The organism is Nesterenkonia sp. NBAIMH1, assembly GCF_007922635.1.
GTDB classification, from domain to species: Bacteria; Actinomycetota; Actinomycetes; order Actinomycetales; family Micrococcaceae; genus Nesterenkonia; species Nesterenkonia pannonica.
Window position 1 is genome coordinate 2,426,265 of record NZ_CP042335.1, and the last position, 14,242, is coordinate 2,440,506.

Here is a 14,242-nt window from a genome sequence, read left to right on the forward strand (position 1 = left end):
TACACTATGCCGGGTGACTGAGACTGCCTCCGCCGTGATCGAGTCCGTGGACGCCTACTACGACGACGCCGCTGCGCGGGCTGCCGAGAACGGCGCTGCCGGGAGCGCCGAAGCGGATCGGATCGTCGTCCAGGGCGCGCGCGAGCACAACCTCAAGAATGTCAGCGTCGAGCTGCCCCGCAACGCGCTCATCGTGTTCACCGGGCTCTCGGGCTCGGGGAAGTCGTCCTTGGCCTTCGACACCATCTTCGCCGAGGGGCAGCGTCGGTACGTCGAATCGCTCTCGGCCTACGCCCGGCAGTTCCTCGGGCGCGTGGACAAGCCGGACATCGACTTCATCGAGGGACTCTCCCCGGCGGTGTCCATCGACCAGAAGTCCACCTCGAAGAACCCTCGCTCGACGGTCGGCACCGTCACAGAGATCCACGACTATCTGCGCCTGCTCTGGGCGCGCATCGGCGTTCCGCACTGTCCGGAGTGCGGGGAGCGCATCGAGCGGCAGACGCCGCAGCAGATCGTCGACCAGGTGCTGGCCTTTCCGGAGGGAACGCGCTTCCAGGTGCTTGCGCCCGTAGTCCGCGGACGCAAGGGTGAGTTCAAGGATCTGTTCCGCGAGCTGGCCGGTGCCGGATTCTCCCGCGCCGTCGTGGACGGTGACGTCGTGCAGCTCAACGATCCTCCGACCCTGGAGAAGCAGTACAAGCACACCATCGACGTCGTCATCGACAGGCTCGTCATTCGGGACGGCATGCGCCAGCGCCTGACCGATTCCATCGAGACCGCTCTCAAGCAGGCCGAGGGGCGCCTGAGCATCGAGCTCGTCGATCTCAGCTCGGACGGCACCCCCGCCAATGAGCGAGTGCCGGAAGGTCTGACGGGACCGAAGATGCGGCAGTTCTCAGAGAACCTCGCCTGTCCCAATGAGCATCCGCTGCCGATCGATGAGATTGAGCCGCGCTCCTTCTCGTTCAACTCCCCATTCGGGGCGTGCGATGCATGCAGTGGGATCGGCTCTCGTCTCGAGGTCGACGAGGATCTGGTCATCCCGGACGACTCGCTGAGCCTCGAGGACGGCGTCATCGCACCGTGGTCGACGGGCTCGACCACCAAGGACTACTTCGTCCGCATGATCGAGGGGCTCTCCTCTGAGCTCGGCTTCTCCATGCGCACACCGTGGAAGGAGCTGTCCAAGAAGGCTCGGAAGGCGCTGCTCCACGGGCGGAATCACAAGATTGTGGTTCAGTACCGCAACCGTTGGGGGCGTGAGCGCAAGTACTCCACCGGGTTCGAGGGAGTGCTGAGCTGGATCCAGCGCAAGCACGAGGAGGTCGAGACCGACAACGCCCGAGACCGGTATGAGCAGTACATGCGGGAGATTCCCTGCCCGGCCTGCGAGGGGCAGCGGCTGAACCCAGGCTCACTGTCGGTCCTGGTGGAGGGGCGGTCCATCGCCGAGGTGGCGCGGTACCCGCTGGATGAATGCGCCGCGTTCTTCCACAGCATGGAGCTCTCCTCCCGAGACAAGACCATCGCCGAGCAGGTCCTGAAGGAGATCGACGCTCGCCTGCAGTTCCTCCTCGACGTGGGGCTCAGCTACCTGACCCTGGAGCGGGCCGCCGGGACGCTGTCCGGCGGCGAAGCGCAGCGAATACGTCTGGCGACGCAGATCGGCTCCGGTCTGGTGGGCGTCCTCTACGTCCTGGACGAGCCGAGCATCGGTCTCCACCAGCGGGACAACACCCGTCTGATCGGCACGCTGACGCGGCTGCGCGATCTCGGCAACACGCTGATCGTCGTCGAGCATGATGAGGACACCATCGCGCAGGCGGACTGGACCGTCGACATCGGCCCGGGCGCCGGCGAGCGAGGGGGACGCATCGTCCATTCGGGCTCAGTCGAGAGACTCCGCTCCAACGAGGCATCGATCACCGGCGACTACCTCAGCGGCCGGCGGGTCATCGCCGTTCCGGAGCAGCGGCGTCCCGTCGACAGCTCCCGCGTGCTGAGAGTGGTCGAAGCCACCGAGAACAACCTCGACAACGTCACCGTCGACCTGCCTCTGGGCATCTTCCTCGGCATCACCGGGGTCTCAGGCTCCGGGAAGTCGAGCCTCATCAACGAGATCGTCTCCAAGGCGCTGGCCAACAAGCTCAACAATGCCCGCCAGGTGCCGGGCCGCCACCGCCGCATCGAAGGTGTGGCCGAGCACCTCGACAAGATCATCCAGATCGACCAGAGCCCCATCGGACGGACGCCCCGCTCAAACCCCGCCACCTATACGGGTGTCTTCGACCACATCCGGAAGCTCTTCGCGCAGACCAACGAAGCGAAGACGCGCGGGTACCAGCCGGGAAGGTTCAGCTTCAACATCAAGGGCGGACGGTGCGAGGCCTGCACGGGCGACGGCACGCTGAAGATCGAGATGAACTTCCTGCCGGACGTCTATGTGCCCTGCGAAGTCTGCCAGGGTGCGCGGTACAACAGGGAGACCCTGGAGATTCAGTACAAGGGCAAGAATATTGCTGAGGTGCTGGACATGCCTATCGAAGAGGCTGCCGAGTTCTTCTCCGCCTTCGCACCCATCTCACGGCATCTCAGCACGCTGGTCGATGTAGGCCTCGGGTACGTCCGGCTGGGGCAGTCCGCAACCACCCTCTCCGGCGGCGAGGCCCAGCGGGTCAAGCTTGCCTCCGAACTGCAGAAACGCTCGAACGGCCGCTCCATCTACGTGCTCGACGAACCGACCACCGGACTTCACTTTGAGGACATCCGCAAGCTCCTCGCAGTCCTTCAGGGCCTCGTGGAGAAGGGCAACACCGTGGTGACGATCGAGCACAACCTGGACGTCATCAAGTCCTCTGACTGGATCATCGACCTCGGCCCCGAGGGAGGAAGCGGCGGCGGCAGGATCGTTGCCCAGGGCACTCCCGAGCAGGTTGCCGAGCAGCACGAGGAGACGGGGTCGCACACCGGGCGCTACCTGGCCCAGATGTTGCTACCATCACCCCGATGAGCACCGCTGAAGGGACCCCCGGTCACGCCGCCGTCGGAGGCGACCGACGTGCGAAGCACGAACGTGTGCGAAAGGCCGGGGGGCGAGTCATTCGCATGCTCTGCCGTCCGACCGTGACCGGTCTGGAGCACGTTCCCTCTGAGGGCGGGTTCATCGTGGCCAGCAACCACCTCAGCTTCCTGGACTCCGTTCTCATCCAGGGCATCTTCCCCAGACCCGTGAGCTTCTTCGCAAAAGCTGAGTACTTCGCCCAGACCGGCCTGAAGGGCCGCGGCATGAAGCTCTTCTTCGAATCATTCGGCTCCGTCCCCGTCGACCGGGACAAGCAGTCGGGTGCGGTGGAGGCCCTGTACGGGCTGGGCGAGATGGTCCAGTCCGGCTCCGGCGTCGGCATCTACCCGGAAGGCACCCGGAGCCGCGACGGCAGGCTCTACCGAGGAAAGAACGGTGTGGGCTGGCTCGCGCTTGCCACCGGGGCGCCCGTCATACCGGTCGGTCTTCGAGGCACTGAGGAGCTGCAGGCTCCCGACTCGAACCGTGTTCGGATCCGAAGCTTCGAGGTGCACGCGGGGGAGCCCCTCAGGTTCGAGAGGATGGAGAAGCAGCCGCTGAAGGCGCGTCGAGACGCGACGGCTCAGATCATGGACGCCATCGCTGAGCTGTCCGGGCAGGAGCGCGTCGACTCCTACAACGCCCGCCCCGCGGAAGCCGGCGACACCACCGAGGGCGGCACCGGCGGCTGATCCATGGCTGACCCTTCCTCCTACCGGCCGAAACCAGGGGAGATCCCCACGCAGCCCGGTGTGTATCGGTTCATCGATGCGCAGGGGCGTGTGATCTACGTCGGCAAGGCCAAGAGTCTTCGCTCCCGGCTCAACTCGTACTTCTCCTCGCCGAAGCAGCTGCCGCCGAAGACCTATGCCATGGTCCACACCGCTGAGCGTGTGGAATGGACCGTCGTGGGCTCCGAGCTGGAGGCTATCCAGCTGGAGTACACCTGGATCAAGCAGCACACCCCTCGATTCAACGTGATGTACCGGGACGACAAGTCCTACCCCTACCTTGCGGTCACGATGAACGAGAAGTTCCCGCGCGTTCAGGTGATGAGAGGGGACAAGCGCAAGGGCGTGAAGTACTTCGGCCCCTTCCACCCCGCCAAAGCGATCCGCGAGACCGTCGACACGATGCTGCGCGTCTTCCCGGTGCGATCCTGCTCCGCAGGCGTCTTCAAGCGCGCGGAGGCGTCCGGGCGTCCCTGCCTGCTCGGCTATATCGACAAATGCGCGGCTCCCTGCGTCGGCGCAGTCAGTGCGGAGGAGCACCGAGGGCTGGCCGAGGAGTTCGTCGAGGTGATGTCAGGTCGCCCGGAGAAGCACATGCGGCGCATCGAGCAGCAGATGGAAGCAGCCGTTGCAGAGCTGCGGTACGAGGACGCGGCACGCCACCGGGATGATCTGCAGGCTCTGCGCCGAGTCTTCGAACGCAATGCGGTCGTGCTGCCCGAAGATACCGAGGCTGACATCTTCGCCGTCGCGGGGGACGAGCTCGAAGCGGCCGTCCAGGTCTTCCACGTGCGTCAGGGTCGAATCCGCGGTCAGCGGGGCTGGGTCTCGGAGAAGGTGGAGGACATCGACGAGGCGAGGCTCATCGAGCAGCTGCTGCTGCAGGTGTACGGCGACATGCCGGATGCCGAGCGCATCCCTCGTGAGGTGCTGGTTCCTGCACTGCCCGATGATCACGAGGAGATAGGCCTCTGGCTCTCCGAGATGCGGGGGGCGAAGGTCAGTCTTCGCGTGCCCCAGCGGGGTGACAAGGCGGCGCTCCTCGGAACGGTCGCCGAGAATGCGGAGCAGGCGCTGCGGCTGCACAAGACACGGCGCTCCAGCGACCTCACCACCCGGTCCGCGGCGCTGCGCGAGCTGCAGGAGCACCTGGATCTGAGTGAGCCGCTGCTGCGCGTCGAGTGCTTCGACGTGTCGCACACCGGAGGCACCAACGTGGTCGCCTCGATGGTGGTCCTTGAGGACGGCCTGCCCAAGAAGAAGGACTATCGCCGCTTCTCAGTCCGAGGCGCAGCGGCACGCGACGACACCTCAGCGATGAGAGATGTGATCGCTCGACGCTTCTCGCGCTACCTCAAAGAGCTCGAGAAGGCCGAGAGCCCCGTCTCCGAGGAGGCCGTCGCAGAAAGCGGTGAGATCGACGCTGAGGCGAAGGAGTCCACTGCGGTGGACAGGGAGGCAGTGCGGTTCGCGTATCCGCCGAGTCTGGTGGTGGTGGACGGCGGGCAGCCGCAGGTCAACGCGGCACGCGCAGCGCTGGACGAACTCGGACTGATGGATATGCCGGTCGTCGGCCTGGCCAAACGTCTGGAGGAGATATGGCTGCCCGGCGATGACTTTCCCCTCGTCCTTCCGCGCAGCTCAGAGGGTCTCTACATGCTTCAGCGCATTCGGGACGAAGCTCACCGGTTCGCCATCGCCTACCACCGCACGGCTCGGTCCAAGCAGATGACGCACTCGGCGCTGGACGATGTCCCGGGTCTGGGCCCCAAGAAGCGGGCGGCCCTGGTGGAGCATTTCGGCTCCGTCGCGAATCTCACCCAGGCAGCTCCGGAGGACGTCGCAGCGGTGCCGGGGCTGGGTCTGGCCAGTGCGGAGAAGATCCTGAGGCATCTGCGAGGCGATGCTCCTGAGTCAGATCCCGACGGCGAGTCCTCTCCCGGGGAGTGATTCGGTGACGCGCCGGCGCAGGGACAGGTAGGCTCAAGATGTGATCAATGACTTGGCTCCCATGAAGCCGCCGGAGAGCGAGCTGCTGATCGTCACCGGCATGTCAGGCGCAGGCCGCACCACGGCAGCCCACGCCCTCGAGGACATGGGCTGGTACGTCGTCGAGGGGCTCCCCCCTGAGCTGATTACGACCATGATGGACCTGATCGCCCGGAACCCGGGCTCCGTGGAGAAGCTCGCCGTGGTGTTGGACGTCCGCTCCCGCCGTCTCTACTCGAACATGCGGGATTCCCTGGCGCAGGTCACTGCCGCGGGGATCGGCTACCGGCTGCTGTTTCTCGACGCATCCGACGAGCTCCTCGTCCGCCGCTTCGAACAGGGTCGGCGGCCCCACCCGCTCCAGGGCGAAGGTCGCATAGTCGACGGCATACACGCTGAGCGCGAAGTCCTGAAGGACGTCAAGGACTCAGCCCATCTGGTGCTCGACACCACTGACCTGAATGTCCACGGTTTGGCGAGTGCGGTCAATGAGCTGTTCAGCGATGACGGGCCCGTGACTCTGCGGCTCAACGTCATGAGCTTCGGCTTCAAGTACGGAGTGCCCGCGGACGCGAACTATCTCGCCGACGTGCGTTTCATCCCCAACCCGCACTGGGTTCCCGAGCTGAGGCCCTACACAGGGCAGGACCAGAACGTGCGGGACTATGTTCTGACCAATGAGGGCGCAGGGGAGTTCGTCGACCTGTACGTCCAGGCCCTGCAGCCGGTGCTTGAGGGCTATCGCCGGGAGAACAAGCACTACGCGACGCTGGCCGTGGGATGCACAGGAGGAAAGCACCGTTCGGTGGCGATCGGCGAGGAGCTTGCACGTCGCCTCGATCAGCTCCCCTCGGTCACCGTGAACGTGGTGCACCGGGACCTCGGACGCGAGTAGGCCGGGAACATGTCGAGCGGACCCATCACCGTCACCGGGCCACTGCCCAGCATCGGGGCTTTCGCTGAGTCCGCCTCGGGCTCGTCCGGGACGAGCTTCCGTGTGACAGCCCTCGGCGGCGGCCACGGGCTGAAGTCGACCCTGCGGGCGCTGCGCGTGATCGCTGCGGAGCACCTCACTGCGATCTGCACCGTCGCAGACGACGGCGGCTCCTCCGGCCGACTGCGCGAGGAGATGGACGTCCTGCCTCCAGGGGATCTGCGTATGGCGCTGACGGCTCTCTGCGATGACAACGAGTGGGGACGCACATGGGCCTCAGTGATGCAGCATCGCCTCCGGTCGAAGGACGGTCAGGGGGGATTGGACAATCACGCGGTCGGAAACCTCCTGATCGTTGCCCTCTGGGAGCTGCTGGGCGACTCCGTCGACGGGCTCCGCTGGGCGGGGGCGCTGCTCGGCGCTCGGGGCCAGGTGCTTCCGATGTCGCGCACACCGCTGACGATGTCGGGACTGGTGCGCACCGGCTCCTGCGACGACGGTGAGCTGGTGCGCATGGACTCTCAGGCGGAGCTTGCGAAGGCGGGTCGGCTCGGCCGACTCACGGACCTGCGGCTGCACCCCCAGGAGGCTGAGGCCTGCAAGGAGGCTGTGACGGCCATTGAGCTCGCCGACTGGGTCGTATTCGGCCCCGGATCCTGGTACACCTCCGTGCTGCCTCACTTCATGCTTCCGGAGCTGCGCAGCGCGCTGGCGGAGACTGAGGCGAGGCGATGCGTGGTCATGAATCTGCTGTCGGAGACGGATGAGACGATCGGAATGACCCCCGCGGATCATCTCGACGTGCTGCACGACTACGCTCCCGAGGTGCACATCGACTCCGTGATTGCGGACCCCCGCTGCATCGCCGAGGCTGAGCGCCCCGGCCTCGAGCAGGCCGCCTCCAGACTGGGCGCACAGGTGACCTACGCCAAGGTTCGCCGAGGCGATGAGCCTGAGGTCCATGACATCCTGCGACTGGCCATTGCGCTCAACGAGGTTTTCCACGAGGCGCGGGACTGAGCGCTGAAAGCATGATGCGTCTGGCCGACCGCACCGATGGGGGATACCCTCTTCCAGTACGATGACGTGGCTGTATGCCCGCCCGACCACGACCCCAAGGACTCTTCGAAGACATGGCGCTGACCGAGTCGGTCAAGGACGAACTCTCCCGCACGGAGGTCTCCACCACATCCGAGCGCAAGGCAGAAGTCTCAGCCATGCTGCGGTTCTCCGGGGGGCTTCACGTCATTTCGCGCCGCATCGTCATCGAGGCCGAGCTTGACCACGCGGCCACGGCTCGTCGTCTTCGCGCCGCCCTCCACGAGGTCTACGGCCATTCGTGCGAGGTCATCGTCGTCTCAGGAAACGGCCTGAAGAAGGGTTCGCGCTACGTTGTGCGCGTGGTCCGCGACGGTGACTCGCTGGCTCGCCAGGCGGGGCTGCTCGACGGGCGGGGACGCCCTGTGCGAGGTCTGCCGGCGGTTGTCGTCAACGGTGCTGTGGCGGATGCCGTCGCGGCATGGAGAGGCGCGTTCCTCGCGCACGGCTCGCTGACCGAGCCCGGACGCTCCTGCTCGTTGGAGGTCACGTGTCCGGGGCCGGAGGCCGCACTGGCGCTGGTGGGCGCCGCGCGTCGCCTGGGGCTGACGGCCAAAGCGCGTGAGGTGCGCAGCGCAGACCGCGTCGTCATCCGCGACGCCGATTCCATCGCGCAGCTGCTGACGCGCATGGGCGCCCACCAGACCCTCCTGGTGTGGGAGGAGAAGCGGATGCGCAAAGAGGTCAGAGCGTCAGCGAACCGGCTGGCGAACTTCGACGACGCGAACCTCCGCCGCTCCGCCCAGGCGGCTGTGGCTGCGGGTGCGCGAGTGGCGCGCGCCCTTGAGATCCTGGGCGATGAGGTGCCTGAGCACCTGGAGTACGCCGGCCGGCTGCGCCTGGGCCACAAGCAGGCGTCGTTGGACGAGCTCGGGCGCCTGGCGGATCCGCCCATGACCAAGGACGCCGTCGCGGGACGGATCAGGCGTCTGCTGGCGATGGCGGACAAGCGCGCTGAGGAGCTGGGCATCCCAGACACCAACGCCGACGTGCCGGACGACATGATTGATTAGGACTGCCTAAAAACTGGCTTTATTCTGTATTTTTCTCCATGGGTGAACAGTTCATGCCGTATCGCGTGAAAGGGTTAATTTCGGCCTGCGGCGTGCATATGATGAGACCCGGAGCGAGGCACTGACCTCGACGTATTCCGCAACCAAGGAGGAAGAACCATGGCTGAGTACACACTTCCTGAGCTGGACTATGACTACGGCGCGCTGGAGCCTCACATCTCCGGGCGCATCATGGAGCTGCACCACTCCAAGCACCACAACACCTACGTGGGCGGCGCCAACACCGCGCTTGAGAAGCTGGCAGAGGCGCGCGAGAAGGGTGACTACTCCACCACGCCGCTGCTGCTGAAGAACCTCCAGTTCAACCTCGGCGGCCACACCAACCACTCCATCTTCTGGAAGAACCTGACCCCCAACGGTCAGGAGCGGCCAGAGGGCGAGCTGGCGGCCGCAATCGACGAGTACTTCGGCTCATTCGAGGCATTCCGCGATCAGTTCACCCAGGCCGCGCTGACCATCCAGGGCTCCGGCTGGGCCATCCTGGCCTACGAGCCCATCGGCGGGAACCTCGTCATCGAGCAGTTCTACGACCAGCAGAACGGTGTGCCGGTGGCCACGACGCCGCTGCTCATGCTGGACATGTGGGAGCACGCCTTCTACCTCGATTACCAGAACGTGAAGCCGGACTACGTGAAGGCCTTCTGGAACATCGTCAACTGGGACGATGTGGCGGAGCGACTCTCCGCAGCCCGCTCCGGGGCATCCTCGCTGATCGCTCCCTGATCAGGCCCGACTGCACAGCGTGATGCACATCACGCTCGAAGCATGAGATACTAACTTCATATCAGCAACAACGATGTTGGGGATCAGCAGCCACGCTACGCATGGCCGCTGGTCCCCAATTGCTGTTTCAGCCCACGGAAGAACTCTCCAGGAGGACCCTATGGCAACAAAAATCGCGATCAACGGCTTCGGACGCATCGGCCGCAACTTTCTCCGCGTCATCCAGGACCAGGGCCAGGACCTCGAAGTGGTGGCCATCAATGACCTGACCGCCCCGGAGGCGCTGGTCAACCTGACCAAGTACGACTCAGTGCTGGGACGCTTCCCGACCGATGTCTCGATGGACGGGGACGAACTGGTCGTCGGCGGAAGCCGCATCAAGCTCTTCTCGGACCGCGAGCCGGCCAACCTTCCCTGGGGCGACCTGGGCGTTGACATCGTCATCGAGGCCACCGGCTTCTTCACTGACAAAGAGTCCGCTTCGAAGCACATTGAAGCGGGGGCGAAGAAGGTCATCGTCTCCGCACCGGGCAAGGGCGTGGACGCGACCCTGGTCATGGGGATCAACGAGGACACATACGACTCCGAGAACCACACGGTGGTCTCGAACGCTTCCTGCACCACGAACTGCCTGGCCCCAGTGGTCAAGGTGCTCAACGACGAGTTCGGAATCGTCGAGGGCCTCATGACCACAGTGCACGCCTACACCGGCGACCAGCGTCTCCACGACGCCCCGCACAGCGACCCCCGCCGTGCTCGCGCCGCAGCCGTCAACATGGTGCCCACGTCGACTGGCGCCGCGAAGGCCATCGGGCTGGTCATCCCCGAGGTCGACGGAAAGCTTGACGGGTTCGCCGTCCGCGTTCCCGTCATCACGGGCTCCGGCACGGACCTCACCGTGACGGTGGAGAAGGACGGCGTGACCGTGGATCAGGTGAATGCTGCGTTCGAGAAGGCAGCGGAGGGAGCTTTGGCCGGAGCTCTGGCGTACAGCACGGACCCGCTGGTCTCGAGCGACATCGTCGGCGACCCGCACGCCAGCATCTTTGATGCTCCGCTCACGAAGGTGATCGGCAATACCGTGAAGGTCTTCTCCTGGTACGACAACGAGTACGGCTACTCCTCCCGTCTGGCGGAGATGGCTGTCTTCATGGGAGGCAAGCTCTGATCCTGCGGCCTCAGGCGCAGATCTCAGGCCCCGGACCCACCTATGGGCCGGGGCCTGTTTGCCTCCGCAGCGATTGGTAGTCTGATCACTATGACAGCAAAGACTCTCGAGTCCCTCCTCGATGAAGGTGTCCAGGGCCGTTCGGTGCTGGTTCGCTCAGACCTCAACGTTCCGCTGGCAGACGGTGCGGTGACCGACGACGGCCGCATACGTGCTTCGCTTCCCGTGCTGGAGAGGCTGGCAGCCGCCGGGGCCAAAGTGCTGGTCGCCGCGCACCTCGGCCGTCCGAAGGGCGAGCCGGTCCCTGAGTTTTCACTGGCGCCGGTCGCTGATCGCATGGGCGAACTCAGCTCAGTGACGGTGAGGCGGGCCGAGGACCTCACCGGTCCCTCCGCCCGTGAGGCAGCAGACGCTCTCGGAAGCGGCGAAGTGCTTCTCCTCGAGAACGTGCGTTTCGACCCTCGTGAGACGTCGAAGGATGAGGGCGAGCGTCAGACGCTGGCTGGCGAGCTCGCTGCGCTGACCGGACCTGAGGGCGCCTTCGTCAATGACGCCTTCGGTGCGGTGCACAGGGCTCACGCTTCCGTGGTGGACATTGCTGCGGAGCTGCCTGCGTACCAGGGAGACCTGGTGGCGTCGGAGCTGAAGGTGCTTGAACGGCTGACCACGAGCCCGGAGCGTCCGTACACGGTGATTCTCGGGGGATCGAAGGTGTCGGACAAGCTCGCAGTCATCGAGAACCTTCTCCCCAAAGCTGACACGCTGCTCATCGGCGGAGGAATGGTCTTCACGTTCCTGAAGGCGCAGGGCTTCGGCATCGGAAAGTCCCTGGTGGAGAATGACAAGCTCGACACGGTCAGCCGCTTCATGGACCTCGCGGCTGAGCACGACTGCCGACTTGTGCTGCCCACCGATATTGTGATGGCGTCCGCTTTCGCTCCCGACGCTGAGCGTGAGGTTCTCTCTGTGGACGCTCTGGAGACGGGCAGCCACGGAGCCGACGCTCTGGGCCTGGACATCGGGCCGAAGTCTGCGGAGCTGTTTGCTCAGAGCATCGCCGCGTCGAAGACGGTCTTCTGGAACGGACCGATGGGAGTCTTCGAGATGGAGGCGTTCTCCCACGGGACGCGCACCGTGGCGGACGCACTCTCTAAGGCCGAGGCCTTCAGCGTGGTCGGCGGCGGCGACTCCGCAGCGGCAGTGCGGACCCTAGGGTTCGATGAGTCAGGCTTCGGACACATCTCCACCGGCGGTGGAGCGAGCCTCGAGTATCTCGAAGGCAAGACGCTCCCCGGCATCCAAGCACTGGGTCTCTGACCTTTCAAGAACGCCAACAAAGGACTCGTATGACTCTGCAGAAGAACGGACAGTTTGTCCGCAAGCCCCTGATCGCGGGCAACTGGAAGATGAACATGGACCACATGCAGGCGATCGCCCTGGTCCAGAAGCTCGCGTGGACCCTGGACGACGCGAAGCACGACTATGAGCGTACGGAGGTTGCGGTGTTTCCGCCCTTCACGGACCTTCGCGGCGTCCAGACCCTGGTGGCCGGCGACAAGCTGAGCCTCGCCTACGGCGCGCAGGACCTTTCGCCGCAGGACTCCGGGGCGTTCACCGGAGACATCCCGGGAAGCTTCTTGGAGAAGCTGGGCTGCTCATTCGTCCTCGTGGGTCACTCTGAACGGCGCGAAGTCCATCAGGAGACGGACGAGGTCCTCAGCGCCAAGCTGCAGGCCGCGCTTCGTCATGGGCTCGCGCCTGTGCTCTGCGTGGGGGAGGGCCTTGAGGTCCGCGAGGCCGGAAACCATGTGCAGCACACGCTGGACCAGGTGGATGCCGCACTGGCCGGGACCGCCTCGGATGAGCTGAGCGAGCTGGTCATCGCCTATGAGCCTGTATGGGCTATCGGCACTGGCAAAGTGGCGGGCCCGGAAGATGCTCAGCAGATGGCGGAGGCCATCCGCCGCCGCCTCGAGGAGCTGTACTCCGAGGAGTTCGCGCGAGGAGTTAGGCTCCTGTACGGCGGATCCGTGAAGTCTTCGAACGTGGCTCAGATACTCGCCGGAGCAGATGTGGATGGAGCCCTGGTCGGCGGTGCCTCCTTGGACGCAGAGGAGTTCGCGAAGATCGCCCAGTTTGAGAAGCACGTCACGGCGTAGGCGCGCGCAGGCCCCTAGGGGCTATGCTGGTCTGTGCTGTTCTCCCCGAAGAAAGGTCTTGAGTGGACTTCGTCACCCTCACCCTTCAGGTTCTGCTGACCTGTGTCAGTCTGCTCCTCATTCTGCTGATCCTCCTGCACAAGGGGCGTGGCGGCGGCGTCAGCGACATGTTCGGCGGCGGCGTGACCAGCTCGCTGGGTGCTTCCGGCGTGGCGGAGCGAAATCTGAATCGCCTGACCGTGACGCTCGGCGTCGTGTGGGGCGTGATCATCGTGGCCCTTGGTCTGATGATGACGGGCGGCATGGACGTCTGATCTGAGCGTCTCTGCAGACGAGAGGGGCGGGACCGAATGCAGTTGTCGGTCCCGCCCCTCTCGTCTGCAGTTCCGGGCCTCAGAGGCGGCTGGCTGCCGCTCTGTCGAGGTGCCATACGGTTTCACCGATGCCGCGAGCGTTCTTCGAGGGGATCTCCTCCACGGGGGTGTCCTCGTCGAACGCCTTTGAGACTGCTTCGGCTTTCGAATCCCCGGCGGTCACGAGCCATACGCGTTCTGCGGAGTGGATGGCGTCGAAGGTCAGGGTGACGCGCATAGGCGGTCCGAGTTCGGCGGGGGCATCATCTTCGCTGGTGACCGCCTGCCCTGTGACGTGCAGCGCGTCCTTATGGGGGAACAGGCTGTTGATGTGGCCGTCGGGCCCCACGCCGAGCAGGTGGACGGCGAGTTTGGGGAGCGCAAGGCCATTGCTGCCTCCTGCAGGAGCGTGCGCCTGAAGCTGCTGCGCGTACATCTCAGCTCCGGCCTCTGGGTTGGCGGCGTCCTCTGAGGTGGGCATGGCGTGGATGTTCTCTTCCGGAAGCCCGTGGTGGGCTACCAGAGCGTCGAGCAGTGCTTCGCGGGCCTGCTGGTCGTTCCGGTCACTTTCGCCACCAGGGAGGAGGCGTTCGTCGCCCCACCAGATGTGCACTCTGCTCCAGTCAGGCGCTGTGCGCGAGCCCTCCTCGGAGGCGAGGTGCTCGGCCACAGCCTTGAGCACGCCGATGCCGGGCCCTCCGCCGGTGAGAGCCACGTGGGCGAAGCCCTCATCCTCCACCGTTGATCTGAGCGTGCTGAGGAGTTTGCTCGCGACGCTGTGCGTCAGCTCTGTCAGATCGGCGTATATGTCTGTTGCGGGAACCGCAGCGTGTTCCTTGACGTGAAGCATGAATTGATCCTCCTGGGGATGCGTCTGTACAACTTTTGTTGATTGCGCCTCACGCTAGGAGGTCAACCTCCATGTCCGGTGAACAGGGGGTGGCCTCGTC

At 65.1% G+C, this 14,242-nt stretch carries 12 protein-coding genes; 11 read left to right on the forward strand and 1 reads right to left on the reverse strand.

The genetic code is table 11. The features are described 5' to 3' along the window. Positions 1–121 precede the first annotated feature (121 nt). From uvrA to secG, 11 genes are all read left to right on the forward strand, one after another. The gene (gene uvrA / locus FS388_RS11665) at positions 122–3,013 is read left to right on the forward strand and encodes an excinuclease ABC subunit UvrA (protein ID WP_246836375.1); all 2,892 of its coding nucleotides are present in this window, start codon (positions 122–124) and stop codon (positions 3,011–3,013) included. Beyond that, positions 3,010–3,756, forward strand: a complete 747-nt coding sequence (locus tag FS388_RS11670) for a lysophospholipid acyltransferase family protein (RefSeq protein WP_146341562.1) — start codon at positions 3,010–3,012, stop codon at positions 3,754–3,756. Before uvrA ends, FS388_RS11670 begins: the two co-directional genes overlap by 4 nt. Before the next feature lie 3 nt (positions 3,757–3,759). Continuing rightward, complete coding sequence (gene uvrC, locus FS388_RS11675; RefSeq protein WP_146341563.1) at positions 3,760–5,745, forward strand: excinuclease ABC subunit UvrC; 1,986 nt, start codon at positions 3,760–3,762, stop codon at positions 5,743–5,745. Positions 5,746–5,806: 61 nt separating this feature from the next. After that, positions 5,807–6,679 carry an RNase adapter RapZ gene (gene rapZ, locus FS388_RS11680; protein WP_146342015.1) on the forward strand — a complete coding sequence of 291 codons (873 nt, stop codon included), beginning with the start codon at positions 5,807–5,809 and terminating at the stop codon, positions 6,677–6,679. Between the two features lie 9 nt (positions 6,680–6,688). Further along, the gene (gene yvcK, locus FS388_RS11685) at positions 6,689–7,738 is read left to right on the forward strand and encodes a uridine diphosphate-N-acetylglucosamine-binding protein YvcK (protein ID WP_146341564.1); all 1,050 of its coding nucleotides are present in this window, start codon (positions 6,689–6,691) and stop codon (positions 7,736–7,738) included. A gap of 113 nt (positions 7,739–7,851) precedes the next feature. Next, positions 7,852–8,829, forward strand: a complete 978-nt coding sequence (gene whiA / locus FS388_RS11690; RefSeq protein WP_146341565.1) for a DNA-binding protein WhiA — start codon at positions 7,852–7,854, stop codon at positions 8,827–8,829. Between the two features lie 159 nt (positions 8,830–8,988). Continuing rightward, complete coding sequence (locus tag FS388_RS11695; protein ID WP_146341566.1) at positions 8,989–9,612, forward strand: superoxide dismutase; 624 nt, start codon at positions 8,989–8,991, stop codon at positions 9,610–9,612. A gap of 160 nt (positions 9,613–9,772) precedes the next feature. Then, positions 9,773–10,780, forward strand: a complete 1,008-nt coding sequence (gene gap, locus FS388_RS11700) for a type I glyceraldehyde-3-phosphate dehydrogenase (RefSeq protein WP_146341567.1) — start codon at positions 9,773–9,775, stop codon at positions 10,778–10,780. 90 nt (positions 10,781–10,870) lie between these two features. Further along, positions 10,871–12,097: a phosphoglycerate kinase gene (pgk, locus tag FS388_RS11705; protein ID WP_146341568.1), complete on the forward strand. Its 1,227-nt coding sequence runs from the start codon at positions 10,871–10,873 to the stop codon at positions 12,095–12,097. A gap of 29 nt (positions 12,098–12,126) precedes the next feature. Beyond that, entirely contained in the window at positions 12,127–12,939 is an 813-nt protein-coding gene (tpiA, locus tag FS388_RS11710) for a triose-phosphate isomerase (protein WP_146341569.1), read from the forward strand. Positions 12,940–13,001: 62 nt separating this feature from the next. Beyond that, positions 13,002–13,253, forward strand: coding sequence for a preprotein translocase subunit SecG (gene secG, locus FS388_RS11715; RefSeq protein ID WP_146341570.1), 252 nt, complete (start codon positions 13,002–13,004; stop codon positions 13,251–13,253). Between the two features lie 79 nt (positions 13,254–13,332). Here secG and pgl read toward each other — a convergent pair whose 3' ends face one another. Further along, positions 13,333–14,142, reverse strand: a complete 810-nt coding sequence (gene pgl, locus FS388_RS11720) for a 6-phosphogluconolactonase (protein WP_146341571.1) — start codon at positions 14,140–14,142, stop codon at positions 13,333–13,335. Positions 14,143–14,242 lie beyond the last annotated feature (100 nt).